This window comes from Brucella rhizosphaerae, from assembly GCF_002252475.1.
In the GTDB taxonomy this organism is placed as follows: Bacteria; Pseudomonadota; Alphaproteobacteria; order Rhizobiales; family Rhizobiaceae; genus Brucella; species Brucella rhizosphaerae.
Genome location: NZ_NNRK01000025.1, coordinates 255,742 through 280,266, shown reverse-complemented (window position 1 = coordinate 280,266; position 24,525 = coordinate 255,742). Strand labels below are relative to the sequence as shown.

Below are 24,525 nucleotides of genomic sequence, written 5' to 3'. Positions count from 1 at the left end.
TAGATTGCTCCAACTGGACGACGCTCCGATGAGCTTAATTGAGAATGAAGAACCTTCTTCAGTACCTGCCAGACAGAATAAATCTTTCGGTTGGCTGAAGCGCTACCAGCATTTTCTGTTTCCCATAGCAGGCATAGCGATCGCCCTGCTTGCAATCTATATTCTGGAAAATCTGCTCCAGAATACATCGCGCAAGGACACGCTTGAGGCGTTTCATGCGATATCATGGACGACCATCGGGCTTGCAGTCTTCTTCACCATGCTAAGCTATGCAGCCGTTGCGCTGTATGACGTGGTTGCAGTGGACACCATTGCTCCAAACCAGATACCTCGCCGCATTGCAGCTGTGGCGGGTGCGGCAGGATATGCGATTTCCAATGCAATCGGCTTCTCACTTCTGACGGGAGGTGCGCTTCGCTATCGTATCTATGCGGCTGAAGGCATCAGTCTTGCAGATATCGGCAAGATTGTCGGCACGTCCTGGTTTGCAATCTGGTTTGCGCTCATCATCATGGTGGGAGCAGCACTTCTTATCGATCCGCAAGATGTACCGTGGATTTCAACGATCGACTCTCGCATCGATATTGTTGCGGGTATCGTCATTCTGGGCTGCATCGGCTGGCTGATCTACTGGCTTTCACATGGCGAACGCACGCTGCGCTTTGGATCGCTCAGCCTGCGCCTGCCTAACTCCAAAGGTGCAATCACACAGATTTTTGCGGGACTTGTCGATGTCGGCGCAGCTGCTGCAACGCTCTATGTACTGATGCCACAGGACGCGGTTCCAAGCTTTGCTGTCTTCTCACTCGTTTATGTCATTGCCATAGTGCTCGGCATTGCAAGCCACGCACCGGGTGGACTTGGTGCCTTTGAAGCGACAATCATTGCCGGTCTCGGCATTGGCGGACAACCCGATGCAATTGCTGCACTTCTTGCCTATCGCGTGATCTATACGGTCATGCCGCTTGTTGTCTCCACAGCTGGCATTCTGATCTGGGAAATCATGCGCCGCCGGCAAATGCTGGGACGGCAAGCCAAATTCGCCAAGCGCCTCGTCGAACCTTTGATACCGGGACTTTCTGCGAGTATCATCTTTCTTGGCGGCATCATTTTGCTGGTTTCAGGCGCAACGCCAGACCTGCATAACCGAACAAAAATACTATCAGGAATCGTACCTGAGTTTTTCGTTGAAACATCGCATCTTGCAGCAAGTCTCGTCGGTGTAGCACTGCTGATCGTTGCCCGCGGCCTGTTTAAACGGCTGGAACGCGCGTGGATCGCCGCTCTTGCCCTTCTGCTTTTTGGCGCCGTTTTCTCACTCACCAAAGGCCTCGACTGGGAAGAAGCAACCATTCTCTGCCTCTTTGCCTTTGCATTGTGGGGCTTCCGCGATTCCTTCTATCGACGCCCGATCTCCGGCCCGTTTGAACTGAGCTGGAGCTGGATTGCATCGGTTGGCACCACTGTCATTGTTTCCACATGGCTGGGTTTCTTCGTCTATCGCCACGTTGAATATTCCAACGATCTCTGGTGGGACTTTGCGTGGAATGACAATGCACCACGCTTCCTGCGTGCAACTATTCTGGTCTTTGCGGTGGTTGCCGCAGTTGGCCTCCACTCGATCATCAACAGACACAGCCAGCGCAAGCGCAAACGCGATTACTCCATTCCGGATGCTGTCCCCGCACTTGTGGCCGCTTGCCCGCATACAGATGCCGCTCTCGCCATGCTGGGCGACAAGCAGTTCCTGCTGGCACCCGATAAAAATGCGTTCATTATGTATGCGCAATCCGGGGGCAGTCTGATCGCCCTGGGTGAACCAATCGGAGATAAGCAGGCCGCCAGAGAACTTGCATGGTCTTTCCACGGCCTTGCCGATAAAATGGCATTGCGCACCGTGTTTTACGGCATTGGGCCAGAAAGCCTGCCGCTGTTTCTGGATATGGGACTTGTCGCACTCAAGCTCGGCGAAGTCGCACGTGTCGGTCTCACTGATTTCTCACTCGAAGGCCCTCGCCGCCAGCCATTCCGTTATGCCGACCGCAAGGTTGACAAGGATGGGCTGACTTTTGAAGTCATCGACGTGAAAGACGTACCGCCGCTCGTGCCTCGCCTGCGGGAAATATCCGATGCGTGGCTCGATCATAAATCCGGCAGCGAAAAGGGCTTTTCGCTCGGCTATTTCGATGATGATTATATGGAACGCTTTGACGTCGCCGTGATGAAAAAGGATGGCGAGATTGTTGCTTTCGCCAATTTGTGGCGCGGAGCTGACAAATACGAAATCACGGTCGACCTGATGCGTTACATGCCCGACGTGCATAAGCTTCTGATGGATGCACTTTTTGCCAAGCTGCTTATGTATAGTAAGGATCAGGGCTATAAATGGTTTAATCTTGGGGCGGCACCGCTCTCTGGCCTGAACCGTAGCAGACTTGCTTCACGCTGGAACCGTTTTGGTTCGTTCATCTATCGGCGCGGTGCGGACCTTTATCACTTCGACGGCCTCAAGGCCTTCAAAGAGAAGTTTGACCCTATATGGACGCCGCATTACATGGTGTGTCCCGGCGGCCTGGAAACACCACGTACACTTATTGATGCCACAACACTGATCAACGGTAGCCCTCTGGAGTTCATCCGCAAATGAAGAAGCGACGCATTCTTTTAACCGTTCTTGGGTTGGCGTTGATTGGTGGTGCCGGTGCCTATGCAGCGCTCCACCCCGGCAAGATTGCACGCCAATGGGCGCAATTCTTCAATGCCGATGAACCAGTCATTCATGCAAGTGCCGAGCGGCTGTCGAATATTCCGGTTTATATGCCTAAGGGCGATCCTGTCGGCCTTGCTATTCTTCTCAGCGATGAAAAGGGCATTGGCGACAATGAGCGTAGCTATATGGACGCTATGCTGGCACGCAATATCATCGTTCTGCCTGTTGAACTCGGACCCTGGAAGGCAGCGCTCGATAAAGAGGATGGCGAGTGCAACTATCTCGACTCCGATTTTGAAGCCATCGCAAAGGAAGCCCTTCGCGGACTTGATCTCGATGTCTATTATCATCCGGTCGTAACCGGCATTGGTCAGGGTGCAACGATTGCCTATGCGGCCGCATCGGATTCGCCCGATGCAACCATCGCAGGCGCTATCGCTCTCGACCCGTCACCTGCGAAAACACGTCTGCCTTCGTGTACGGAAGCAGCCGAAGCCACCAAAGCACCTGATGGCGGCTTCACCTACGGCTATGATGTAAATATGCCTGCCCCGACACTGGTGATCGCGCCCACAGGATCGCCGGTGAATAACCCGGTTGATGCGCGTCAGAAAAAAATTGCGGTGCTGCAATCGGGACCCGATTTCCCGGCACGTATGAAGATGGCTGTCGATAATGTCGTTGCCATGGCCGATCAGGATGCCAAGAACGAAGCATTGCCAATTGTCGATCTCCCTGCCAAAGGCGGCAAGAGCGATATGGTCGCTGTGTTCTATTCAGGCGATGGCGGCTGGCGCGATCTCGACAAGTCAATCGGCGAATGGTTACAGGCTCATGGCGTTCATGTAATCGGCGTCGATTCACTGCGCTATTTCTGGTCTGAGCGCACACCGGAAGAAATCGCACGCGATACAACTGCAATGATCCAGAAAGCCGACCCGACAGGCAAACTGCCAGTCGCAGTTCTTGGCTATTCGTTCGGGGCAGATACATTCCCATTTGCATGGAAATATCTTGACCCTGCACTTCAGGACCGCACGAAGATGGTCGGACTTCTCGGCGTTGAAACTACAACAACATTTCAGGTTTCTATTGAAGGCTGGCTTGGTATGGATGGCGACAAGGACGTTGTGCCAGCTATCACTACGATCCCACTGGATCGTGTTGTCTGCGTCTACGGCGAAGAAGAAGATGACACCGCCTGCACAGCACCTGAACTTAAAGGCGCTGACCTGATGAAGTTATCCGGCGGGCATCATTTTGATGAAAACTATGAGCCGATTGCCGCAGCCTTGCTCGACAAGATGCGCGCTCGCGCGGGCTTGCCACCACGCCCGGCAAGCTGAAACAGAAATGGCACCGACAAAGAATGTCGGTGCCATTATGCATCAAGCTTTAACAGCCCTCGTGTTGCTGAAGCGCCAGCGCGCCAGATCAACCAGCATAAATGCAATCAGGCTTAATCCGATCATCGGCAGAGCCCAGCCTATAGCGGCCGCGACCACCACAATCAGAACTCTCTGCGCTGCGTTGAGATAGAGCCAGCTCTGGATCAACGTTCGTGGCGTGGCCCCAACCGGTGGCCGTCGCTGCCACCAGATGCGATAGCCATAGATAATCATGCCTATCAGCGACAATCCGAGCAAAGCCATAACAACCTGATTAGCGACGCCAAACAGAACACCCATATGCAAATCAATTCCCCAGCGAATGAGCTTGGCAATGATCGGGAATGTTTCAAAATCGGCCCTGCTGATTACCTTCATGTCACGCGGATCAATAGCAATGGTATCAACCTGCGTTGGCCAGGAGCGATCATATTCACGGACGAGCCAGGCCTGATCGGCATTTCGCGGAAGACGAATTTCCAGCATTGGCGAGTCCAAACCAGATTGCCGCGACAAAAGATTTACAGCATCAAGCTGACTGACATAATCGATTGTCGATGCAACAGCACTGTGATCCTGATGACTGCCATGATCGTTGTGTTCAGCATGCGGATCAGCCGCTGCAGCTGGCTTATCGAGCGTTGCCGAAACGGAAGGTGTTATCCATCCGACGGCTGCACGAAAATCGTCAATCCGTCCACCTGCCAATTGCGACCATGTCATGCCAGTCGCCGAAATAAAGACTAACCCAACAGCAATCCATATCCCGATCTGGCTGTGCAGGCGCCGCGTGCGCAAGTGTACATTTTCTTTGGCCTTTGAACTGCGCCGGATATCCCGTTTCCACCACCAGAGCAGAACACCGCCAAGGGCCGCTACCCACAACCATGAGGCCGCAAGCTCGCTATAATAGCGGCCAAAATTTCCGAGCATCAGATTACGATGCAGATAGTCGATGGACGCGCGCAATGGCAGAACGCCGCTCGTACCATAGACGACCAGATCTCCCTTGATTGCCAAGGTAATCGGATCAACAAAGATTGCACGGCTCTCAGATTCACCAAGGCCCGGTTCGTTGAACATAACCCGTGAGTTCCAGCCCGGACCTGTCGATGGACGGATGGCAAAAAGCTTCGGCTCCTCACCGATAAAATCACGTGCGGCCTTCACCTGCTCTGCCAAGGGCTGCACTGTGCCCAAAGAAGACGTGCGCAATTGATCTCGGTAGATCATATTTTCAATCTGCGGCGTCAGCACATAAAGCGTGCCTGTGATCGCCGCGATCAGGATAAATGGACCAACGAACAGCCCGACATAGAAGTGCAGCCTTGTGACGAAGGCCCTAAGACCCGAACCGGCAACTCGCGCTGCATCGGCAGAACCGTTCTTTGACTGAGTTTTTGGTAGTATGGCATCGGTCATGGCCGCACCGCATTTCGTGCAGCACCTGCGTGCAGATAGAAAGAAAACATTGGCATCTCCAGCCTGTGTGAAAAAGCCGGACAGAACGCAACTGCGCTTCAATCAGAACGCGCAAAAGTTGCGAAACGCCGGATTTGATTCATGCATCAGCTGAAAAATGCGGGCGGACCTCTGGGCAAATAGGTTTCAGCCAGAAAATCAGGTGGGCCGTAAACCACAAGCCGCACGACATGATGACGGGCAACAAATACTGCATGGTAAGCAAAGGAAAGCGTTTGAGCTGCAATGCCCGCGCCGATAGCGCAAGCGGCCTGACAAAGCGTTGAACAGCACGAACGCGCAAGATCCTTAAGCGGAGCTTCATCGCCATTGGCCTGAGCTTCATGGATCGAGCAGATGACTGAAGTTTGGCCATTGGACCACGCAACCATAGAGGCTTGCGCGTAAGAAGTTACGATACCCTGAAACAGAATGACAAGCGCAATTGACGCGACCCAAAGGGCCGCTTCAAACTTGTCGCCGACTATTCTGGCTTTAAGGCTCATAACCGCTCATCTCATCCCTTAACGCGATTGTCACTGCGACAAATACGGGACCCAAACGGCGACGAGCTTAGTGAGCTCACGTTTTCGCCTTTCAAGCAGAAGGTTGGGCGGCTTGACGCCCAACTGAGGTTTTCGGCGAGGCGCATCTGAATAATCACACTGGTAGGGTAGCAGTGTTGGGATTGATGAGCGGGTATAAAACGACAACGCTGACGTCGCACAATCAGGCCAATTTTTCAAACATCGATGCAACGATGCCAATCCAGACGAATAAAGATTGACATCCTTGCCAAATGAGAACATTTTAAGAACATTCTTACTTTAAAGGTAGTTCAGCAGATCCATGGCAATAAAATTTACAAGCTCACCCGACCGCCAACCAGAACCCAAAGCAGGCAAGGGAAAAGCTATTAAAAAGAAGACCACGAATGGCCCCGAAGATAATGCGGAGCTTGACCTCGACAGTAAGGGAAAGTGAATTAAATGACGGCGGCTCGTCTTATCGTGGTTGCGGCATTTGACAGAAATGATGATGGTGAATTGGTTTCCGCTTTTGATCCAGTGGCCTTTGATACCGAGGGACGGGCGTTGCGTACAGCTCGATCACTGGAGGGAAAACATACCGGAATAGTCGCTTGGAGCAGAGAAGCTGATCCAGACATTGGTGAATATGGACCTCCAGCCATTATTTACCAGTATGGTGAAATCCCCGATATGGAATAATAAGCCGCCCAATGGGCGGTCTTTTTATGTTCCAGTACTTTGACGCGCTCAGCTAAAAAGATAATTCTCGTTCAGATCAATAGACGGCTGGCAGCGCCCTTTTGACCGGAGCGGACTAGAGCATATCCCGAAAAGTAGGTATCGGCTTTCGGGCAAGATGTGCGTAAAAACAAAAAGATCGAGCATTTCTAATGATTTAACTTAATCCAGAAATGCTCTAGGCGTTGAAGATGTTTCCGAGTGCAAACGACATGTTTTTGTTTAGTTCGTTCAGCTGTAAGCAACCATGGCAACTCGTGATGGCTGGTCGACCCACACCGTCAGATTCGATCAGGGATATTCTTCCCGCCTGCACAGCCTTCTGATGGATGGCGATGAAAAGGCTTTTGCGACATCATCGATCGTGGGATTTATCCCACCCATCACACAACGTCCCTCACCTTACGCTTAGGCTCTTCAAACTGCTCAGTTACAAGCCGGTCTGCGAGCAAGCCTCGCAGTGACGACAAGCGGTCTTTAACAAGTGGGCGGAATCGTCGGGCAGCAAAAGGCGGGTTTTCATATCCGAACTGTGGACATGTGCCGCGATCGACATTCTTAAGTCGCACGCCGATATAAGAGCCGTGAATGTAATGCTCAAAAGGTCCTATCCACTCGATTGTATAGACCTCGCCTTCCTTGATCTCCAGATATTGCTCGAAGCCGACAGCAGAATCGATGCAGGCGACCTGCTGACCTACGTAAAATTGGTTCAAGGCGTCTCCCCGAGCATCTCCAGAGCGGTCGTGTAACGCACTCTGCTTTCTTCGTCATCGCCGTAGCTGAGCAAGTTATCGCGCAGATCAGCGATCTTGACTGGTCGCGCGATGGGATTTGAACAGGCTCGCTTCACGTAGACGAAATAGTCTTCGTCATCACGCCGGGTAATCGCATTCAAAGCCAAAACGATGTCGTCGTCAAAGCCGAACGAGTAGACATCATTCAATGATGTATTGGTGTGCTCGATCATGTCATGCATAATCGCCAGAATCTGCGTTTCAAGCGTCTTCTGGGCCATCATAACACGCAGCGGATGCAGAATGTAGGGATCGCCGGAATCGCTCTTGTGATCCATGTGAGCCGCCGCAGCTACCGCAATTGCTGTTTCTAAATTGCTCATGAGTCGTTCCTTTGTGTTCTATTGAGCATATCAATCAACCGCATTCTTTTCACCGCATTCCGCAACGGCCGTCCAGCCGATCCAAATGAGTGAACCGGATGGATTTTATCCTTCGCTCAATAAACGCGGGGCATTCAAAATCTGAATGGGAAAGCATCCTCATCAAGAATTACCTTACAGGTCGCAACGTGATTGATGCGATGAGAAAGGGCACGACATAGAAGCCCAACTGTTAAGTATATGGCGTCCTGTAAAACCAATGTCTTTAGATAGGGCTAAGTCTTTGAAATTGGTGAGCGCGCAGGGATTCGAACCCTGGACCTACTGATTAAAAGTCAATGTATATGTTTTTATATTTCAATATGTTACTGACTTCATGTGTCATTCATGTGCCAATCAATCATCCTGCCAGCGTTTCAGCAATCTTGTCGAATGCGGCCTTATGATCATCCGATGGGAAAAGGTGGCCATATCGATTCATCGTGATCGCGTAGCTTGAATGACCGGCCAGAGTCTGAACCGCCTTCGGAGATAGCCCTGCCTCGATCCATGTTGAAACTGCATAATGACGCAGGGCGTGCCAACCCATATCCGCTACGCCGGCCTTCTTGCTTATCGGCTTCCAATCTCGCTTCATAAAGTTTGTATGGCGTACGAACCCGCCTTTGCTATCGGTGAAGACAAAGTCTTCCGAATCACCATGCTTTGTTACACTTTTCCATACCTTTAATTGATCAAGCATCGCCTTGCCGATTGGAACGGTTCGCCTTCCTGCAGACGACTTGGTTGTATCGAACTCACCATAAGCATCAACGCGAGTTTCAACGGAGACGTAACCGTTATTCAAGTCCAAATGCGCCCAGCGCAATGCCCATTGTTCTGAGGCTCGGAGACCCGACGAAGCTGCGAACCTTATGCGAAGTGCCAGTTGCTCATCGGATTTTTTTAGGATGCTAGCCAGCGTTAACTTTGATGGTGGCGTGACCTTTTCAGTAGCTTCAGCGCGTGTTCCGATAACTCGGACGCCCTTAGCGACGTTTATCCCCACTTTATCCGTCTCCACGCCGTGCTTCAGTATGCGGCTTAAGGTGCCGAGCACACGGCGGGTTGTAACCACGCCGGCTGATGCATCGCGCATGTCGTTCCTAAGTTTGATTACGTCTGATGTGGTCAATTCAGACAGCGTCTTTTGTCCAATGCCCTTCGTGAACCCGACAGCGCTTTCTTCTTTTGGGTCTATCCAATTGTCGATGTGCTGCTTAGTCGTGCGCAGATATGATTGAACAACGCTTTCGCCGCGCTTATTGCGCGTTTCCATTGCCTTATAAAAATCATCACATACGTCAACGACAGTTGTCGTTTGAGCCGCCTCTTTATACGTCGATGTCCCTGTCTCAGTTATGATCTCAGATAGTCGTGCTTCTGCTTCCCTCTTTTTTGCATATTGTTCCCGATGGCGTTTCCCATGCCTGTCAGTGAAATCCAACTGCCAAGCTTCATGTTTTCCGCTCGCGTTCTCCCACGAGCGCTTTTTTATTTTCGCCAAGAATGATCTCCTGATATTGTTGGCACATGATACCTCACGGCACACGTATCTGCAATCTTAACAGAATTATTGACTCCTACTTCAAAATAGAACAAAATAGGAACATTCGTTAATTCAGGAGAAATCCATGAATACCCTTGCGCAGAATTATGAAGCCGAAATTGAGATGGTTCTCGCCTACCATGGAGGCGATGTGCACGCGGCTATAGAAGCACTACTTAAAGACCGAGACTTTCTTGCACGTGAAATAGAACTCTCACATCTTGCGCTCACCCATGGCCAACGTGCTCCACTTTTTAAGAGGGCAGCGTAATGAATACGTTTCAAGTCGCCCTTCCTGAATCCTACGCATTGAAATGCGCGCGACATGAAGTGCACCGGGACGCAGGCCGTCTTGGTGCTAACTTGCCTCATCGCATGGCGCGCAAATCTGGGATCGATTTTTGCGTGTTTAGCTTCCCCTCTGAAAGGCGCATGAGCGCTTTCATGCGTCGTCATGGCGGCAAGCCTTTTGGCCATGGCAAATGGGAACGAATTTTCGTTCGATAAACCGCATGCCAAGGCCACCTTCACACGAGAAAATTGACGCGTTCACCCGCATTGCTGATCTGGAGCCGTGGGCGATTCTATGCGGACTGTGCACACGATGCGGATACATAAACGATCTGAATACAAAAGAAGTTGCACGCAAAATCGACAGGAACGAGCCGTTGCGACAGCATCAATGGAAACTTCGCTGTGAGGCCTGCACCATGAAGGGGCAGAGCGAATTCGTAGTTTATCGAGCGCCGAGGTAGAATGCCCGGATACAACAACGATAAAGCCCACGTCTCACAACCAGGCAAACTATTCGAGCATTGGTGCGATGATGTCGACTGCAAGGCTTGGGGTACATTCGGATATAAGACCAGCCGGGAACAATTTTGGTTCTGTCGCGCGCACAAACAGCAAGGCGAAGATTTGCTTGCTGGACGAAGATAAACTGCGCCCTATTCTCTTCCTGTCAGGAGGAGCGCATGTGTAATCTTTATAACATCACGACCAATCATGAGGCCATGCGCCGTCTGTTCCCAAAATTCGGTGATGTGACCAACCGTTTTGATCCGCAGCTCGACGTGTATCCCGATTATCCGGCGCCGGTTCTGCGCAATCTTCCTGACGGCGAGCATGAGCTTGCACACCTTCGTTGGGGCATGCCTACCCCGCCTATTTACGTGAAGGGCGAAGCTGATAGCGGTGTGACGAACATTCGCAATCTCACCTCCCCGCATTGGCGACGCTGGCAAGGCGTCGAGAGCCGCTGCGTTGTTCCAGCAACTTCTTTTTCAGAATACGGGCAAGAGCTTGACTCGAAGACGAAGCGAAAGCCTTTGCATTGGTTCGCCCTCAACGAGGAAAGGCCGCTCTTTGCGTTCGCAGGCATCTGGACCACATGGAAAGGTGTGCGGAAGAAAAAAGAGGGACCGGTCGAGGTCGATATCTTCGGCTTCCTGACAACTGAACCGAATGCCGTGGTCAAGCCTGTTCACCCAAAGGCAATGCCGGTCATTCTGCGCACAACAGAAGAAATCGACACGTGGCTTCGCGCTCCTTGGGATGAAGCCAAGGATATGCAGAAGCCTTTGCCCGATGCAGATTTGATCGATCTGACGCCAAGCAACGATAACGAGGAACAGACTTCACTGATTTAGGAGTTTATTTTTTCTAGAATGAGCAGTTTATCTGAACTTCGGCAAAACAAAATCTTAGGCTTCGGCCGAGGAACCAAGAGCATCCATGAACGTTGACTCTCCATGCAGGGGCATAAACTCTAATGGAGAGAAAAATGCCGAATTCCAAGGAAAAGACGCTCGACGATTTGTTCTACGACACGCTCAAGGACATTTATTATGCCGAGCGAAAGATCGTCAAGGCACTGCCAAAGATGGCAAGAGCGGCTGTCGCGCCTGAACTCAAAGCAGCATTCGAAAAGCATAAGGAACAAACTCAGGAGCACATCGAACGGCTTCAGCAGGTGTTCGAACTCCTCGGAAAGCGCGCTCAGGGTAAAACCTGCGATGCTATTGAAGGTATTATCGCTGAGGGTGAGGAAATTATCGACGAATTCAAGGGTACAAAGGCGCTTGACGCCGGTTTGATATCGTCCGCACAGGCAGTCGAACATTACGAAATTACAAGATATGGCACGCTTAAACGATGGGCCACTGAACTTGGTCACAAGGATGTAGCAAAGCTTCTTGACGCAACACTGCAAGAAGAGGGTCAAACTGATCACGACTTGACCAAATTAGCCGAAACTAAAATTAACTTGAAGGCTGCCTAGTTCCTTGAACCCCGCTTAGGCGGGGTTCTCTAATTTCGGGAGGATTAAATGGAAAAAAAGAAAAGCCCCTGGTCAGACCCTGACCTTCATAGAGAACATACAACAGTCGATCCTTCTCCGGTTGAACCCCAGGACCAGCACGAAAAACCTACTCATGAACAATCAAACGCTCCGGGCAATCCTAAGAAGAAGCTGCCTGATGAACCATATCCCGATCGGTCAAAGAATTAACTGAACAAAGCCCAAAAAGGGTGGAGCGACATACTAGGACAAAAACAGGCGGGCTTATACCCGGCGTCCCCGACTTGATTGCAGATGCCAAGGCAGCAGGTTGGCAAGAAGTCGAAGTGGCGAACGGTCATATTTTGATAAAGTATTTGACGCGCAGCTCGGTGGAAGCTGGGTCGTGAACGTTTCCGTGCCCCGTGATGTTAGCAGATGTTCCGGTTTTTTTATTTGCCTCAATCCGCAAGATCTTTCAGCTTCAGAAAAATAAAGCCCTTTGGTCCAAAAGACCAAAACGAAAGCCTTCACACAAGTAAATAAATTCACCGGATAATCCAAAAAAACGAAATCGCCATATCCGGACTAGTCTAAGTATTAATAAATTAATTAAATTTCATCTTCAATGAAACTTTTTACCGGCTCATGAGTTTTCTCAACAAGAGCGTAAAGCCCGATATTAATACACCCGATAATCGGGAATTGTTACTTATTTGAAGGAGATAACCAACATGAATTCCATCATCTATTTAGTAGGACTAGTTGTTATTGTGTTGTTCATCCTCTCTTTTCTGGGATTACGTTGATGGTAGATTCAACTGTTGTAGAAAATACGCCTGATCGCAGCTATGTCGATTGGGCGGCTATTTTTGCTGGCGTTACAGTCGCTTCGGGTGTGATGATTGTTCTGACGACATTCGCTGGTGGTCTTGGCCTAAGTTCATTCTCCGTCGATGGAGGTGGAGACATTAGTGCTGTATGGCTTGTCTTAACTGCACTCTTTATCATCATATCGATGGTGGCATCTTATATGCTTGGTGGATATATCACCGGCAGAATGCGTCGACCTACTGGAACGTCAACTCGCGATGAATCCACTATTCGGGACGGCCTGAATGGACTGGTGGTTTGGGGACTTGGTACTATCGTATCGGCCATGCTCCTCGTCAGCGTCGTTTCAGGCGGCGCTAAAGCGGTTGGAAGTGCTGCTGAAACAGCTGTGCAAACCACAGCCACGGTCGTTGGCGGCACCGCTCAGGGTGTTGGTCAGTTGGCTGGAGGGATTGTTTCAGGTGCTGGGCAAGCTGTATCAGGCTTGGCGCAAGGCGCCGGACAAGCGGCCGCTCCATCTGTTGAACAGATGTTGCCACAAGGATTGAAAACAAACCCGTTAGACTACCTCACTGATAGCCTCCTACGTACAGACGGTCAGGGTAACTCTGAAGTGGGTCAGGAAGCGCAGAATTTGGCGGGTTTTCAGCGTCAGATAAGCGGTATTCTTGGAAACCTACTTACTACGGGTGAAATCTCCGACGCGGATCGCGAATGGCTCACTAATCAGGTCGCTACTCGAACCGGCCTAAGTCAAAATGATGCTCAAACTCGTGTAAACCAGACGGTTGAACGCGTTCAGGCTTTGCGTACTGACGCTCAAAAAAAGGTTGAAGAAGCTCAAAAGACGATTGCTGACATACAGGCGCAAGCTGAAAAAACTGCAGAAGAAGTAAAATCGAAAGCAGCCGACGCGGCTGAAAAAGCGAGAATAACGGGCATCCTCACGGCATTCCTTCTCGCAGCATCTGCACTTGTTGCCGCAGTTGCCGCTTACATCGGAGCCGTTCACGGTGGTCGTCATCGCGAAGAAGGCAGAATTTGGGGTGGCTTGGCTTACCGCAAATAACAAACCAGAGATAACGATCTTAAAAAAGGGCTTCGGAGAAATCCGAAGTCCTTTTGATTTGCAATAATTGACGATGAGATTCCCGTCCGATGGGAGGTTTATTTAAGCTGCGCGCTGTTCCAACGCTTTGAGCCTTTCCGCAAAGAATATGATCTTGTTCAGATCATACAGGCGGCTGGCAGCGTCCTTTTCGCCAAAGCGATAGCAAGCTTTAAAGATGTTGCCGAGCGCAAAGGACATACCTTTGTGCTCGATAAGGTCGTTCAGTTCGCTCGCACCTTCTGGCAACTCGTAATAGCTGGTCGATCCGCCGTCGGATTTAATAGCGGACAGACCGTGAATGGTAATGTCGCCTAAATAGGTGGTTTGCCCTTTGTGGGCCATTATACACACTCCCTCACCTTACGCTTCGGCTCTTCGATCTTCTCTGTAACGGGACCGCCAGCGAGCAACCCGCGTAGGGCTGACAAGCGATCAGTAACAAGCGGACGAAATCGGCTCGCTGAAAAAGGCGGGTTTTCGTAACCGAACTGCGGACAGGTCCCGCGATTGATACCGGCCAGACGCACGCCGATATAAGAGCAGTGAATGTAATGCTCAAACGGCCCTATCCACTCGATTGTATAGACCTCGCCTTCCTTGATCTCGAGATATTGCTCAAAGCCGACCACAGAATCAATGCAGACCACTTGCTGGCCGATGTGGAATTGGTTCATGGTGCTAATTCCTTAATCAGGTCCGGCCGAAACCCTGCCCAATGTTTCGTTCGGCTCACAACGACAACAGGCAACGACTGATAGCCAAGACCACGAACCGTCGCCGCTGCATCTGCATCCTGCGTGATATCCACGAACGCAACCTCATGCCCGGCACGCTCAAGCGTTTTCTTTGTCGCAATGCACTGCTGGCAGCCGGGCTTTGTGTAGACGGTTAGTTTCATGCTGCTGCCCTCATCTCACTTGCCACATTATCATTCGCAGCCACTGGCACGCGCGAAGCACCCTGCACCATTTCAGGCCGGAGAATATCGCGACCGACCTCACCGAACTCTTTGCTATAAGTTATCCGCTTGGCTGATCTGCCCGACAGCCAACCACCTCCAGCCGCATACGCATCAGGAGCCGCAAGCGTTTCGTGCTGTTCGACATACATCAGCGTGCCCTTTCTAGCCTCGTCGCTATGTCTGTGTCCAATATGGACATAGGCTTGTAGCGACCGGCCAAACATTCCGCGGAACATGCCAGCAATCGTGCCTTCGATATTCGCAACACCTCGCTTATGGCCATGGTGATAGGCTAGCATCGTGCTGCCCCACTCGAACGCGTAATAGAGTGATGGTGAATTATCGACGGTGATGCGCGGCTCGTCTTCGTACATAACGGCCAGCATTTCACGCAGCCATGCAGATGAGGCAGGGTCGTGATTGCCCGACGCCATCACGACATGAACCCGCTCGTGCTTCTGCAACAGCATATCGATTATGCGACGGATCGTACGAATCACAATGCGAATGACTTTCTGCAGTCGGCTATCAGCGTCCAGAACGTGCTTGTGTGCAGGCGTGACGCTTTCAAGCGCATCGTGATGCATCAGGTCGCCGAGCTGCGCCAGAATGGCCGTGTGAGCGTCGGGCGCTTGCGCTACCGCTGCTGAGAACCAATCGAGCAACAACTGCTCAGCAATCCGCAGATCGTAATCGCTGCCGGTCTCTTCGCGCCACGACATCATGCCGAAATGGTTGTCGGTGATCGTGAACTGATTCAACAGGTCCTCGCGACGGCCCTTCGGAGCCGGCATGATCGATACGCGAGGCAACTCTTCTTTAAGGGCGGCAACCATAGCCGTGATAGTGGCGCGCTGTTGGTCGGCGTCCTCACGTTCCATGATGTGCTGGGTGACTATGCGGCCTTCGCTGTTAACAAGCGTCGTCTTGCCTTTGACCGCCAAACCGGCCGTGGCCTCATAGACCGGGCCAGCTTCTTTCGTCTGGCGCATATATGTGCCGTTTGGCGTCTCTGTCAGGCTTTTAATCGCGTAGCCCGGCAGCGTTGCTTTTGGGCCCATCAAGCCAAGCTCAGCCGCACGCTTGATGCTGTCGTGAAAGGTGGACTTCTTAACGCCACATGCGAGCGCAGCCTTCGTAAGTGTACCGTGCTGCTGATATGCAGCAACACGGCGCAATAGCTCTTCTTGTGAGAGGCGCGTGTTCGCCCGCTGTCTGTCATTGGACATACAGTCTCCTCGTGTTGGTTGGTTAGCGGGTTGGCGGCCAGCAATTTTTCATTGTGGTGGAAGTGAAAGGGGCGTCAACAGCAGCGCGCCGAAATAGCTCCAGAAATTACCTCGCTCAGCGTCTGACAAATATCTGGATCACCCGACCTTTTTTTGAACATTCGCCTGTTGTAAGTTTTTGAAATAATTCCCGAACAAATATCCGTACAAACATTATATATAATTCCATTTTCAAGAATAAAAATAAATATAATTTGACAAATTCAAGCTCACGCATTAAGTATTAATTATCGATATTTTCTTGATGAGTTTTGCTTTATTACGCGTTTAGCACCGCGTCCTGAACGAACCCCTTTTTAATAATCGTTATCACTTTACTTCACGCAACTGCGTGTTGCCCTCTATACTTCTATGAAAGGGTTTATTATGACCACTGGCACAGTCAAATGGTTCAACTCCACAAAAGGCTTCGGCTTCATTCAGCCTGATAACGGTGGTGCAGATGCCTTCGTTCATATCTCTGCCGTCGAGCGCGCCGGAATGCGCGAAATCGTCGAAGGACAGAAGATTGGCTACGATATGGAACGAGACATGAAGTCCGGCAAGATGTCGGCCTGCAACCTTCAGGCTGCATAAATAGGTTTTCTCCTTTCCTTTGACCACGGATGTACTGGCACTGTTGAAAGAAGTTTACTTTTAAAGGGTCGAGTGCACGCTCGGCCCTTTTTATTTGCGTGCTCATTGAATTAATAAATTTAACAGAGAGGCTCTTATGGAAAACCAACGAGACCATTCACGAAACCTCACAAATCAATCCAGTAAGATTGATATTTCGCCTTTGGATCAGTCCCGCTTGATGGGAAACATCTCAAAGCGCATTACTTCGCCGCGCGACTGGTCAAAACTTTCAAACGTTCTGAGACGAACTGCTGGCGGTTGTTCAAAAAGCCGAGCCCGTTAGTCATAGGCTTTATTTTATATTTGGAGAACATCGCCATGATAACCGAATACACAAAAGATACTCTTTTCAAGCGACTTAATAAGCACCCCGAGGTGCTCAAGTCGCGAATTGATCACACAGCTAAGTCTATTCTCAATGAAGAAAAATCCGCGACCTCCGCTAAGACTGATCGGTTGAGGGCAGCAAGAATAGCCCGTGATTCATCTTTGGAAGCTAGACGTTAGGAGCCGTTATGCAAGTTCTTGTCCGAGACAATAACATTGATCAAGCCTTACGTGTTTTGAAAAAGAAATTACAGCGTGAGGGTGTTTTCCGTGAGATGAAGGCCCGCCGTGCATTTGAAAAGCCTTCAGAAAAACGAATTCGCGAAAAGGAAGCTGCCATAGGCAGGGCCCGAAAAGAAGCGAAGAAAAAAGCACAACGTGAAGGATTACTGCCTAAGCCTAAGAGAAAGCCGTTCTCGGGGACTAATAGATCACCATCTCATAGCGTTAATGCTCTAACCGGGGCTTAAACGTGCTTAAAAACGGCCCAAAGACCGCTTTTTTACTACATCAGGATCGCGCCCGCGTCGTCTTCTGCTCAAACACACGATCCATGCGCTCGGTAAGCCCGTCAATGCGGTTTGCAACGCTTTCGATGGCACGCATGATCTGCGAGGTCTGCTCCTGCATCCCGGCCTTTGTTGCAAATGTTTCAGCCGCACGCAGCTTATAGTCTGAAAGCTCCTGCCTCGTCAGCGCGGCAAGTGCGGTAGCTGCGTCAGCTTTAACTCCGCATTCTGATCTCACCGTCCTGATGTGGCCTTCGATATATTTCCAAAGGCCAAACAGGAAGCCGAACAGCATCACGATAAAGCCGACAGCCCCCATGATTTCAGTGCCGGTCATTTTTCAATATCCATCAATTCGTTCATCACGGCCGCACCCCGCATAGCTTTTCCATTTTCTCATTCTCTGCCAGGATTTGGCGCTTGGTTTCTGATGTGTCGTAATGGCTGGCGTAGATCGCCCGCGCCATATTGCAATAGTTACCGCTTGTCGCGCATCCACTTAGCAAGCCGAGCGTCAACAGCGCTGTCATCAAGACGGCTGACTTCATTTTCTATCTTCCGTGCTTTGGTTGCCGATTGTGCGTCGCGCGCGGTCTGCGCTGTTTTGCTGTCAGACCGGCCTTTGAGATATGCGCCGACAAGGACGGCCAGAGCCGCAGCGATTGCCACGGCGTAGTCTGTAATCTTGGAGCGCAATGTTAAAAGCCACGTCACACCGCCATCCTCTTCAGTTCCAGCCTGCCTGTATGCCAAAGCCAGAAGCCACCACCTAAGGCAACCACGATCAAGGCAACGGTCAGGAATGCCCATGGATTGGAAACCGCACCAATAAGGCCGGTCACGAACGTGCCGCCACCAGCTGCGACGATGGTCTGCACCGCCTTATCCTTGAGGAGGGGCACGTCGTCAGGCTTGGCATCTTCAACAGCCACCGCTTTCATTTCGCGCGCAGCGACGAGGCTGTCGAGGAAATTGCGGTAATAGCCAGCAATCAACGTGGCCTTATCGGTGCCGTTGACGATAGCCCGCGCGCCTTCAGCATCGGCTTTACCCTTGCCGAAAAAGTCGCCCAGCTTCCGTCCCGTGAACTTACCCAGCACCATGCCTTCAAAGAGAATGCGGATTGCTGTGGGTAGCTCTAGCGCCTTCTCAGGTGCATCAGCAATGCCGAACTTCTTGTAGTTGTCCTCGCCTGTAATCTGAGGCAGGCCTCGCCCGCGAAAAAGCCAACCATCGTTAGCATTATCGTTGCCCATGCGTCCGCCGTAGACCTTATTGGCAAGTTTTTGAGGCTGGCGGACATAAAGCTCTGCGCTTGCGACGGTTGGAAATCGCGTCGGCCATGTCTTCTTGATCTGCGATGCAGTGTTGTAGTTTAGGTTCTCGACGACCGGCTGCATCTTGCCGCCTGTCTCGTGAAAGACAGTCGCTAGGATATACGCGATCTGCTCATCGGGTAGATTACGCTTGAGGGCTTCGGTCAATATAGCAGATGTGCCATCAACCTGCGCCTGCGAGAGACGGCCGCCAAAAGGCGCGCGCCTCGCATACGCGAAGAACGTTGTTTTGTTCATTGGATTGTCCTAGGAATTCAAACGAGAGAAAGCGCTGCAGCGATCACAGGATATTCAGAGTGTTAGGAGAGTTGACAGTAGCCACAGGAACTAAGGGGAACTGAGCTCGTTCAATTGAACGGTGGGCGCACAACCTTGAACGGATAGTTGCCATGTACAAGCTTACAGCAATCGCAGTGTTAATCATGTCGGCTGTCGCTTTTTCCGCTCCAGCACAAGCACAAAGCATCGAGGTCGGTCCGAATGGAATTCAAATAGTTCCAGATGGAAACCGTAGGATGGATCGGGATCGCCGACCAGATCGCGGAGAAATAAGCGAGCGTCGAGCCGCGAGAATTGCGCGGGATGAAGGAATGGATGAAGTCGAAAGTGTCTCACGACGCAGGAACTCTTATGTCATTCGAGGAATAGACCGCCGCGACAATGATATGCGTGTCGTTATTGACCGAAGCACCGGTGAAGTTCTCGAAGTAAGGTAACGTTGATGCCCAGCATCAAGAGAAGCGGGTTTGATTCAATGGTTCTGACCATTGTGTTTTCCTTACTTTGTGGGGTGATGATCGGGAGCGGTTGAAGCCCCCGCTTCAAGAACGCTCAGCCCCGGCTAGGCCCGCCTGTCGGGGCTTTCTATTTTAAAGAGTGATTGAACTTTTTTCCCGCTAAAGGCGTTTACTGAGCGGAGGAATTGTTATGGGTTGGTTCATTGGGTTTATGACGACTGCGTTGCTCGCCCTGATCGGCTTTATGATCTGGTCGGAGCATAATCGCAGATGACAATTTTCAATTTCACCTTTTCAGATCAGACCTTGCTCTTTGCTGGTGCCGTACTGGCAACGGCTTTGGCATGCATTCTACTGTGGTGGTTGCCACAATGATTAAAAGAAAATGCGGGCCAACCTTAACGACGCGACTGGAAGGCTCGCATTGCCCCGGCTCGGCACACTTCCGAGCCGGGGTTTCCTTTCGGCATGAAAAAACCGCCTCAAGGGCGGTTTGCTGTTTGTGATATCGTTTACGATTGGGTATGTCGGATGAATCGTTATCTGTGACGATGGTTTTGGATAATAGGTCGCCTCACACTATGCACCATGAGAATGCCAACAATGTAAGGGCGCGCATTTGCGCTGCGGTTTTTACCGCGCTTTTAATAAGCACTTTGTTTTTACTTATGTTTTATCCAGGTTTTCTATCGCGAGATAGCGCTAACAGTTGGCAGCAAGCAGTTACACAAAACTATGATACGATTAAGCCGCCGCTAATGGCGATAATCCAGAGAGCGTTTTTTCTTTCAACGTCAACCGGAGAGGCAGCAATTGCATCCTTTTCGTTCGTCCAGGGTGCCTTGTTATGGTCCGCAATCTTTGTTGTTATTGCGGTGTCAATTCGATCATGGTTTTCACTAGCAGTATGTTCTGCGCTAATGCTCTGTCTATTGCCGCTATGGGTGCATACCAATGTCCACTGGACAGACGTTTGGGTGTTTGCTTTCGCTGTGTTCGGACTGCTCGCTTTCAACACTTTTTATAAGAGCGGTTTCACACACACCAAATGGCTGATAATCGGAACACTGTTATTCTTTATTTCTATAAGCATCCGATATAACGCGATATCATCTTTGCCGTTAGTCGCAGTAGTTTGGTTTATCTACATCGGGAAGCGACACAACATTAATGGTCTTGCGCGAGTGGCTGTTGCAGCAGCCATCTGCGTCATTCTTGCTTTGGGTACAAAGGCATCCGTATTGATGCCTGGAGTAGAACAGCAAGGCTCAATGTTAAGGTTTGCACTGTTCAATCAATATCTCGGAACAATTGTCAACTCAAACTCTGAGTTGCAAGAGAAGCTGATAGCGCAAGAGAAACCGTATTATGACGCCGCTTTTGGCGATGGCGCGCTGGAAGCTTCAATTCCATTGTATTTATACAGTGGAAATGGGCTTATGTTTTGGCCAAAAGACGCGCTTATCGGATTCGATCGAATCTTGAAGAACGGTCAATTTATTATTGACCGCCTACCCATGCTCATATGGGAATCGCCCACAGGGTTCATCCGTCACAAATTCGCGTACATAAGAGGCCAAATTGCACATTCAGCAGAATACTTTCCGATGCACCCTTATGTGGATCCGAATATTCTCAACGTGACTTCCTCCCCGATAATTCCGGGGTACCGGTGGACAGTGGAAACACTTATATCACTTAAAACATCATTACTATTCAAGCATTGGCCGTCAATTTTGCTGGGGGTCATTGGTTTTGTTTTCTGTCTAAAAAACAGAAATGCTTTACCTTGTGCAGTCTATGTGTTTGGCCTGCTATACACCATTCCCTATCTATTGTCGGAGACAGGACTGGAATGGCGTTATCTTCTTCCCATGTACATCTCTGGATACTTGACTTTTTTTGTAGCGGTAGCGGATAGCATTGAACGCATTTTTGATAAAACTCGACCGATGAGCGGTGATATGAATCTGCTTTCACCTCAGCCGCTTTCATGAAGCTCATTCCGCTGGATTCTTAGTACTTCCTTACGGCACGGAAAACCGCTTCAAGGGCGGTGTGGTCGGTCCGATTGTGGGGATAGGTTAATTACGCAACGATCTGAAACGCTTCGGTAAAGAGTTGATCCACCTGATTTTCTGTCAAGCCAATCACATTAGCTAAGGCTAAGATTGTAGGGCTATCACGCCGAAACTCCTGAGCATCGCTCCATGCCATTTGCACAAGAGGCTCAGCCTCGGAAATGGCATTTTCAACTTGGGGCAATAGTCCTGCCGCAAATAATGCCGCTCTAGCCTGAAATCTCGAAACCACCTGCGGTGTCGGCGTAGGAGCAATAAATTCACCGCTGTCTCGGGCATGCAACCAAGCCGCATCGACTTCTACATATTCGCCGTCTTTCATAGCTTCTGCCATATCACGCTCCCGTCAAGATAAGTTTCCCGCTGGCAGCGTTGCCAGAATTAAAAAATACTCTGATGGTTGTGATCCGCTGCATTACTGTGATCAACAAACCCGCCGCTATCTGTAGTTTATAGCCGAAAGACGATTGCAGACCTGTGACCGATGACACTGCTGGACGACCTATAGGGCTACCAGGATAAACAGAAATTCTCGTTGAAAATCCGTGGACATTGGAGATGTCATTTCCGATTTGAACATTGTTTGTGATCGTGCCACCAGCAAAACCACCTGATGCTGTGCCCGTTACAGATATTGCACTGGTTCTATAATCTGCGCCTGTGTAGAAGCTCGATCCTCCATCGGTACTGAACTGGATCTGAAGGGCCACTGCATTATTAACTGGGATCAGTTCTTTTAGGTAAAGCTCAAATACATCAAAGCCGGATGGTATAGTTACATCGACATAAGCAACTGAAGACGCGACATTTGTAGTTGAAAGGTTGCGTACGGACTTATCGTCAACAAGCGCCACTTGCGAAGAACTGTTCGTTACAAGCATCTTGTTAGCGACTAATGACAACGGGGTGAGAGAGCCGTTAGCGTCTGTCTGTAGAATTTGCTTGGAAGAAAGAGTTATTGCCGTGAGATTGCCTGAACCGTCCGTTTGCAAAACCTGTCGGTTAGCAAGAGTTAGATCTGCCAACTTACCGAGACTGCCGTTCGGATCTGTCGGCACAGACTTTAACTCATACTCACCCGCCGCATTGCCGACAGGCGCCTTGCCATCCTCAACGCCAAGTTCAGCAATGTTGGACAAGACACCGTTTCCGAGAAGTTCGATCAGTGTTGTAGTTTGTGCTGTTACCCGCGCGCCGTCAGGCAAATATCTCGCTCTATACGGCGCATCCGTTAGCGAGGTGCCCGTCCAAGGCACGGTCAGTGTCAGCGATATATTGCTGTTCACACTGGCAATAACAGCCGTCAGGTTCTGGATTTGAAGCGTGTCACCTTCACGAAACTTCGCCACATTAAACAGTGTGCCGGTGCCGGTCACAGCCGTTGAACCATTGGCAAGCGTTATCGTGCCAGAGGTGTAATCTGACAAAACAGCCATTGTATTCTCCGATGACTAAAAGCTTAAAAATCTAGCAAGATCGTGCATTGTTCCCGCCTTATCGATCTGCGTTTGCAACGCCTGACGCTCCGTCTCGATGACAGCTAGGCGAGATTGCATTTCGGTATTCTTGGCTATGATGGCTTGAGCCTCTTCCGCACTTTCAATCAGAGGTGAAGGCATTCCGTTCATGTAGGCCAAAGCCGATGCATATTTCACAGCATAGAGCGCGGCTTTGTCACCTATCGCTTCGATTATCCGTGACTGAAATTGTGCATCCAGTCGAAGCCGTGCCTTTGACCGTTCCCAAGTCATGTCTTTTTTGAGTGAGAGCTTCATTCGACATTCACCTGTGCTTCAAATGGCAGGCATGGCCATGCATCGACCTTGATCACATACTCGCCGGGATATTCCGCTTCGAAGTTGAGAGTTTCATCTTCAATCGAATATTCCTCATCATCGATCTGGATTGTCGCTTTCCCACGCAATCCACTGACTTCGATCAGCTCGCCGACTTTCACAGTCGTTTTGGCAATGCTGATCGATGGCCGTTCCTTCAATGATCCATCTTCGACAAAGTGAGTTGCGACGACTTTAGAAGCATCGCACGGTTGGTCGTAGCGAATGAAACCGAGGCATTGCTCTGTCAGTGCATCCTCGTAATCATCAGCAGCGTGATAAGTTGATATAAACAGGATGCGTCCATCCACGTCGTGAACAATGAGCATTACGATGCCTCATTTCTGCAAATTACGAAGCTTGCGCTAGGTGTGGATGACAGCGCCCAATATGAATAGACGCGCAATTCCGAAACAGTAGTCTCCCACCAGATTTGCGGCTCACGTCGAACCACTGACCCGACGAGGCTCAAGTACATGGTGAGAGCTATCTCTCTGGTACCTCCAGCGTCGTTTGCCATGCAGTAAGCCACTGGAGGCTCAACGAAAGTCGTGCCAAATGGTACAACTGCCCTATTGTAGGTGCCGCCCATATCGCCCCCCGGATTGTAAGCTGCAAAGGCCGCACTCCCTGCCATTAATATCTGTTGTTGCGAGCCGATAGGCGAGAAGGATAATGCAGCTTCACCTTCTTCAATTTGCCTTCCAGGCTTCGCGATAAAAACACCATCTTTGCTAATACGCGCGCTCGTCATGACGGCCTCATGGTGATCAATTGTGCCCCGCGTAAAAAGGTTGGAGTTGGAAACTCAACGACAATTTGATTGCGAGTTGCAGCAAAGAAGAAGTGGTTTTGAAGCTGATTGCTCCCACCTGATGAGTAACTAGCTCGGGCGGGGAACGAGCGATTGTCCTCGCCAGAGTATCGTCCATAAGCCCACACCCTCGGTACAAATCCGTAGTCGATAATCGGCACCACAGAAACAGGACTACCCGAAACAAATGGTACGAATATCACCTGTAGAATTTGCGGGTAAATGACGCGCTCATCAACAATGAGCTGACTTTGTG

At 50.4% G+C, this 24,525-nt stretch carries 28 protein-coding genes; 11 read left to right on the top strand and 17 right to left on the bottom strand.

Annotation, left to right across the window (positions count from 1 at the left end; all coding sequences use genetic code 11):
• Nucleotides 1-28 precede the first annotated feature (28 nt).
• Together mprF and CEV32_RS09000 are read left to right on the top strand one after the other, a co-directional pair.
• Nucleotides 29-2,647 carry a bifunctional lysylphosphatidylglycerol flippase/synthetase MprF gene (gene mprF / locus CEV32_RS09005; RefSeq protein ID WP_094576368.1) on the top strand — a complete coding sequence of 873 codons (2,619 nt, stop codon included), beginning with the start codon at nt 29-31 and terminating at the stop codon, nt 2,645-2,647.
• Complete coding sequence (locus CEV32_RS09000; RefSeq protein ID WP_208620829.1) at nt 2,644-4,056, top strand: virulence factor family protein; 1,413 nt, start codon at nt 2,644-2,646, stop codon at nt 4,054-4,056. Before mprF ends, CEV32_RS09000 begins: the two co-directional genes overlap by 4 nt.
• Before the next feature lie 42 nt (nt 4,057-4,098).
• Here the strand turns inward: CEV32_RS09000 and CEV32_RS08995 are convergent, their stop codons facing one another.
• Nucleotides 4,099-5,520, bottom strand: a complete 1,422-nt coding sequence (locus CEV32_RS08995; protein ID WP_094576366.1) for a PepSY-associated TM helix domain-containing protein — start codon at nt 5,518-5,520, stop codon at nt 4,099-4,101.
• 146 nt (nt 5,521-5,666) lie between these two features.
• Nucleotides 5,667-6,065 carry a hypothetical protein gene (locus tag CEV32_RS08990; protein ID WP_094576364.1) on the bottom strand — a complete coding sequence of 133 codons (399 nt, stop codon included), beginning with the start codon at nt 6,063-6,065 and terminating at the stop codon, nt 5,667-5,669.
• Nucleotides 6,066-6,548: 483 nt separating this feature from the next.
• Between CEV32_RS08990 and CEV32_RS08985 the strand changes: the two genes are divergently transcribed.
• Complete coding sequence (locus CEV32_RS08985; RefSeq protein ID WP_094576362.1) at nt 6,549-6,788, top strand: hypothetical protein; 240 nt, start codon at nt 6,549-6,551, stop codon at nt 6,786-6,788.
• A 422-nt stretch (nt 6,789-7,210) separates the two neighbouring features.
• Here the strand turns inward: CEV32_RS08985 and CEV32_RS08980 are convergent, their stop codons facing one another.
• The 3 genes from CEV32_RS08980 to CEV32_RS08970 form a co-directional block, all read right to left on the bottom strand.
• Nucleotides 7,211-7,543: a hypothetical protein gene (locus CEV32_RS08980; protein ID WP_094576360.1), complete on the bottom strand. Its 333-nt coding sequence runs from the start codon at nt 7,541-7,543 to the stop codon at nt 7,211-7,213.
• On the bottom strand, nt 7,540-7,947 hold the full coding sequence (locus CEV32_RS08975) for an HD domain-containing protein (RefSeq protein ID WP_094576358.1): 408 nt from the start codon (nt 7,945-7,947) through the stop codon (nt 7,540-7,542). Before CEV32_RS08975 ends, CEV32_RS08980 begins: the two co-directional genes overlap by 4 nt.
• A 400-nt stretch (nt 7,948-8,347) precedes the next feature.
• Complete coding sequence (locus CEV32_RS08970; RefSeq protein WP_235818777.1) at nt 8,348-9,493, bottom strand: tyrosine-type recombinase/integrase; 1,146 nt, start codon at nt 9,491-9,493, stop codon at nt 8,348-8,350.
• A 127-nt stretch (nt 9,494-9,620) separates the two neighbouring features.
• On the opposite strand from CEV32_RS08970, the gene CEV32_RS08965 reads away from it, so the two are divergent.
• The 5 genes from CEV32_RS08965 (at nt 9,621) to CEV32_RS08945 (ending at nt 13,719) form a co-directional block, all read left to right on the top strand.
• Nucleotides 9,621-9,806 (top strand): CUE domain-containing protein, encoded by a 186-nt coding sequence (locus CEV32_RS08965; protein WP_094576356.1) that lies wholly within the window; start codon nt 9,621-9,623, stop codon nt 9,804-9,806.
• A gap of 703 nt (nt 9,807-10,509) precedes the next feature.
• A complete protein-coding gene (locus CEV32_RS08955) occupies nt 10,510-11,184 on the top strand; it encodes an SOS response-associated peptidase (RefSeq protein ID WP_094576352.1) in 675 nt (224 codons plus the stop codon).
• Between the two features lie 134 nt (nt 11,185-11,318).
• Entirely contained in the window at nt 11,319-11,816 is a 498-nt protein-coding gene (locus CEV32_RS08950) for a YciE/YciF ferroxidase family protein (RefSeq protein ID WP_094576350.1), read from the top strand.
• A 48-nt stretch (nt 11,817-11,864) separates the two neighbouring features.
• Complete coding sequence (locus CEV32_RS23395) at nt 11,865-12,047, top strand: hypothetical protein (protein WP_143128809.1); 183 nt, start codon at nt 11,865-11,867, stop codon at nt 12,045-12,047.
• Between the two features lie 577 nt (nt 12,048-12,624).
• Nucleotides 12,625-13,719 (top strand): hypothetical protein, encoded by a 1,095-nt coding sequence (locus CEV32_RS08945; protein WP_094576348.1) that lies wholly within the window; start codon nt 12,625-12,627, stop codon nt 13,717-13,719.
• A gap of 102 nt (nt 13,720-13,821) precedes the next feature.
• Here the strand turns inward: CEV32_RS08945 and CEV32_RS08940 are convergent, their stop codons facing one another.
• From CEV32_RS08940 to CEV32_RS08925, 4 genes are read right to left on the bottom strand one after another with little or no spacing between them, the layout of a single operon-like run.
• Nucleotides 13,822-14,103 (bottom strand): hypothetical protein, encoded by a 282-nt coding sequence (locus CEV32_RS08940; protein WP_235818776.1) that lies wholly within the window; start codon nt 14,101-14,103, stop codon nt 13,822-13,824.
• Nucleotides 14,103-14,435: a hypothetical protein gene (locus tag CEV32_RS08935; RefSeq protein ID WP_094576346.1), complete on the bottom strand. Its 333-nt coding sequence runs from the start codon at nt 14,433-14,435 to the stop codon at nt 14,103-14,105. The genes CEV32_RS08940 and CEV32_RS08935 overlap by 1 nt, the downstream gene beginning before the upstream one ends.
• The gene (locus CEV32_RS08930) at nt 14,432-14,659 is read right to left on the bottom strand and encodes a glutaredoxin domain-containing protein (RefSeq protein ID WP_094576344.1); all 228 of its coding nucleotides are present in this window, start codon (nt 14,657-14,659) and stop codon (nt 14,432-14,434) included. Before CEV32_RS08930 ends, CEV32_RS08935 begins: the two co-directional genes overlap by 4 nt.
• Complete coding sequence (locus tag CEV32_RS08925; RefSeq protein WP_094576343.1) at nt 14,656-15,951, bottom strand: oxidoreductase; 1,296 nt, start codon at nt 15,949-15,951, stop codon at nt 14,656-14,658. The genes CEV32_RS08930 and CEV32_RS08925 overlap by 4 nt, the downstream gene beginning before the upstream one ends.
• 426 nt (nt 15,952-16,377) lie before the next feature.
• Here CEV32_RS08925 and CEV32_RS08920 point away from each other — a divergent pair, with 426 nt between their 5' ends.
• Complete coding sequence (locus CEV32_RS08920) at nt 16,378-16,587, top strand: cold-shock protein (RefSeq protein WP_094507679.1); 210 nt, start codon at nt 16,378-16,380, stop codon at nt 16,585-16,587.
• A 557-nt stretch (nt 16,588-17,144) separates the two neighbouring features.
• The gene (gene rpsU / locus CEV32_RS08910; protein ID WP_094576339.1) at nt 17,145-17,426 is read left to right on the top strand and encodes a 30S ribosomal protein S21; all 282 of its coding nucleotides are present in this window, start codon (nt 17,145-17,147) and stop codon (nt 17,424-17,426) included.
• A 40-nt stretch (nt 17,427-17,466) separates the two neighbouring features.
• On the opposite strand, the gene CEV32_RS08905 is transcribed toward rpsU, so the two are convergent.
• The 3 genes from CEV32_RS08905 to CEV32_RS08895 form a co-directional block, all read right to left on the bottom strand.
• Nucleotides 17,467-17,802: a hypothetical protein gene (locus CEV32_RS08905; RefSeq protein WP_094576337.1), complete on the bottom strand. Its 336-nt coding sequence runs from the start codon at nt 17,800-17,802 to the stop codon at nt 17,467-17,469.
• A gap of 140 nt (nt 17,803-17,942) precedes the next feature.
• Entirely contained in the window at nt 17,943-18,179 is a 237-nt protein-coding gene (locus tag CEV32_RS23660; RefSeq protein ID WP_094576335.1) for a hypothetical protein, read from the bottom strand.
• Nucleotides 18,176-19,039 (bottom strand): chitinase, encoded by an 864-nt coding sequence (locus CEV32_RS08895; RefSeq protein ID WP_094576333.1) that lies wholly within the window; start codon nt 19,037-19,039, stop codon nt 18,176-18,178. The genes CEV32_RS23660 and CEV32_RS08895 overlap by 4 nt, the downstream gene beginning before the upstream one ends.
• Nucleotides 19,040-20,063: 1,024 nt before the next feature.
• Between CEV32_RS08895 and CEV32_RS08885 the strand changes: the two genes are divergently transcribed.
• Nucleotides 20,064-21,536 carry a hypothetical protein gene (locus CEV32_RS08885; RefSeq protein ID WP_143128807.1) on the top strand — a complete coding sequence of 491 codons (1,473 nt, stop codon included), beginning with the start codon at nt 20,064-20,066 and terminating at the stop codon, nt 21,534-21,536.
• A 91-nt stretch (nt 21,537-21,627) separates the two neighbouring features.
• Here CEV32_RS08885 and CEV32_RS08880 read toward each other — a convergent pair whose 3' ends face one another.
• From CEV32_RS08880 to CEV32_RS08860, 5 genes are read right to left on the bottom strand one after another with little or no spacing between them, the layout of a single operon-like run.
• A complete protein-coding gene (locus CEV32_RS08880; RefSeq protein ID WP_094576327.1) occupies nt 21,628-21,954 on the bottom strand; it encodes a hypothetical protein in 327 nt (108 codons plus the stop codon).
• Between the two features lies 1 nt (nt 21,955).
• Nucleotides 21,956-23,056 (bottom strand): hypothetical protein, encoded by a 1,101-nt coding sequence (locus tag CEV32_RS23820; protein ID WP_208620827.1) that lies wholly within the window; start codon nt 23,054-23,056, stop codon nt 21,956-21,958.
• A 15-nt stretch (nt 23,057-23,071) separates the two neighbouring features.
• A complete protein-coding gene (locus CEV32_RS08870) occupies nt 23,072-23,395 on the bottom strand; it encodes a hypothetical protein (RefSeq protein ID WP_094576325.1) in 324 nt (107 codons plus the stop codon).
• Nucleotides 23,392-23,784, bottom strand: a complete 393-nt coding sequence (locus CEV32_RS08865; protein WP_094576323.1) for a hypothetical protein — start codon at nt 23,782-23,784, stop codon at nt 23,392-23,394. The genes CEV32_RS08870 and CEV32_RS08865 overlap by 4 nt, the downstream gene beginning before the upstream one ends.
• Nucleotides 23,784-24,209 (bottom strand): hypothetical protein, encoded by a 426-nt coding sequence (locus CEV32_RS08860; RefSeq protein WP_094576321.1) that lies wholly within the window; start codon nt 24,207-24,209, stop codon nt 23,784-23,786. The genes CEV32_RS08865 and CEV32_RS08860 overlap by 1 nt, the downstream gene beginning before the upstream one ends.
• Nucleotides 24,210-24,525: the final 316 nt, after the last annotated feature.

What these genes read in the sequence shown, in the direction of transcription:
- CEV32_RS08995 (WP_094576366.1), bottom strand. Translation starts at nt 5,520, where the DNA reads ATGACCGATGCCATACTACCAAAAACTCAGTCAAAGAACGGTTCTGCC.
- CEV32_RS23820 (WP_208620827.1), bottom strand. Translation starts at nt 23,056, where the DNA reads ATGGCTGTTTTGTCAGATTACACCTCTGGCACGATAACGCTTGCCAAT.
- mprF (WP_094576368.1), top strand. Translation starts at nt 29, where the DNA reads ATGAGCTTAATTGAGAATGAAGAACCTTCTTCAGTACCTGCCAGACAG.
- CEV32_RS08965 (WP_094576356.1), top strand. Translation starts at nt 9,621, where the DNA reads ATGAATACCCTTGCGCAGAATTATGAAGCCGAAATTGAGATGGTTCTC.
- CEV32_RS08975 (WP_094576358.1), bottom strand. Translation starts at nt 7,947, where the DNA reads ATGAGCAATTTAGAAACAGCAATTGCGGTAGCTGCGGCGGCTCACATG.
- CEV32_RS08925 (WP_094576343.1), bottom strand. Translation starts at nt 15,951, where the DNA reads ATGTCCAATGACAGACAGCGGGCGAACACGCGCCTCTCACAAGAAGAG.
- CEV32_RS08940 (WP_235818776.1), bottom strand. Translation starts at nt 14,103, where the DNA reads ATGGCCCACAAAGGGCAAACCACCTATTTAGGCGACATTACCATTCAC.
- rpsU (WP_094576339.1), top strand. Translation starts at nt 17,145, where the DNA reads ATGCAAGTTCTTGTCCGAGACAATAACATTGATCAAGCCTTACGTGTT.
- CEV32_RS08930 (WP_094576344.1), bottom strand. Translation starts at nt 14,659, where the DNA reads ATGAAACTAACCGTCTACACAAAGCCCGGCTGCCAGCAGTGCATTGCG.
- CEV32_RS08945 (WP_094576348.1), top strand. Translation starts at nt 12,625, where the DNA reads ATGGTAGATTCAACTGTTGTAGAAAATACGCCTGATCGCAGCTATGTC.
- CEV32_RS08950 (WP_094576350.1), top strand. Translation starts at nt 11,319, where the DNA reads ATGCCGAATTCCAAGGAAAAGACGCTCGACGATTTGTTCTACGACACG.
- CEV32_RS08880 (WP_094576327.1), bottom strand. Translation starts at nt 21,954, where the DNA reads ATGGCAGAAGCTATGAAAGACGGCGAATATGTAGAAGTCGATGCGGCT.
- CEV32_RS08895 (WP_094576333.1), bottom strand. Translation starts at nt 19,039, where the DNA reads ATGAACAAAACAACGTTCTTCGCGTATGCGAGGCGCGCGCCTTTTGGC.
- CEV32_RS08905 (WP_094576337.1), bottom strand. Translation starts at nt 17,802, where the DNA reads ATGACCGGCACTGAAATCATGGGGGCTGTCGGCTTTATCGTGATGCTG.
- CEV32_RS08885 (WP_143128807.1), top strand. Translation starts at nt 20,064, where the DNA reads ATGTCGGATGAATCGTTATCTGTGACGATGGTTTTGGATAATAGGTCG.
- CEV32_RS08955 (WP_094576352.1), top strand. Translation starts at nt 10,510, where the DNA reads ATGTGTAATCTTTATAACATCACGACCAATCATGAGGCCATGCGCCGT.
- CEV32_RS09000 (WP_208620829.1), top strand. Translation starts at nt 2,644, where the DNA reads ATGAAGAAGCGACGCATTCTTTTAACCGTTCTTGGGTTGGCGTTGATT.
- CEV32_RS08990 (WP_094576364.1), bottom strand. Translation starts at nt 6,065, where the DNA reads ATGAGCCTTAAAGCCAGAATAGTCGGCGACAAGTTTGAAGCGGCCCTT.
- CEV32_RS08860 (WP_094576321.1), bottom strand. Translation starts at nt 24,209, where the DNA reads ATGACGAGCGCGCGTATTAGCAAAGATGGTGTTTTTATCGCGAAGCCT.
- CEV32_RS23395 (WP_143128809.1), top strand. Translation starts at nt 11,865, where the DNA reads ATGGAAAAAAAGAAAAGCCCCTGGTCAGACCCTGACCTTCATAGAGAA.
- CEV32_RS08935 (WP_094576346.1), bottom strand. Translation starts at nt 14,435, where the DNA reads ATGAACCAATTCCACATCGGCCAGCAAGTGGTCTGCATTGATTCTGTG.
- CEV32_RS08870 (WP_094576325.1), bottom strand. Translation starts at nt 23,395, where the DNA reads ATGAAGCTCTCACTCAAAAAAGACATGACTTGGGAACGGTCAAAGGCA.
- CEV32_RS08865 (WP_094576323.1), bottom strand. Translation starts at nt 23,784, where the DNA reads ATGCTCATTGTTCACGACGTGGATGGACGCATCCTGTTTATATCAACT.
- CEV32_RS08920 (WP_094507679.1), top strand. Translation starts at nt 16,378, where the DNA reads ATGACCACTGGCACAGTCAAATGGTTCAACTCCACAAAAGGCTTCGGC.
- CEV32_RS08985 (WP_094576362.1), top strand. Translation starts at nt 6,549, where the DNA reads ATGACGGCGGCTCGTCTTATCGTGGTTGCGGCATTTGACAGAAATGAT.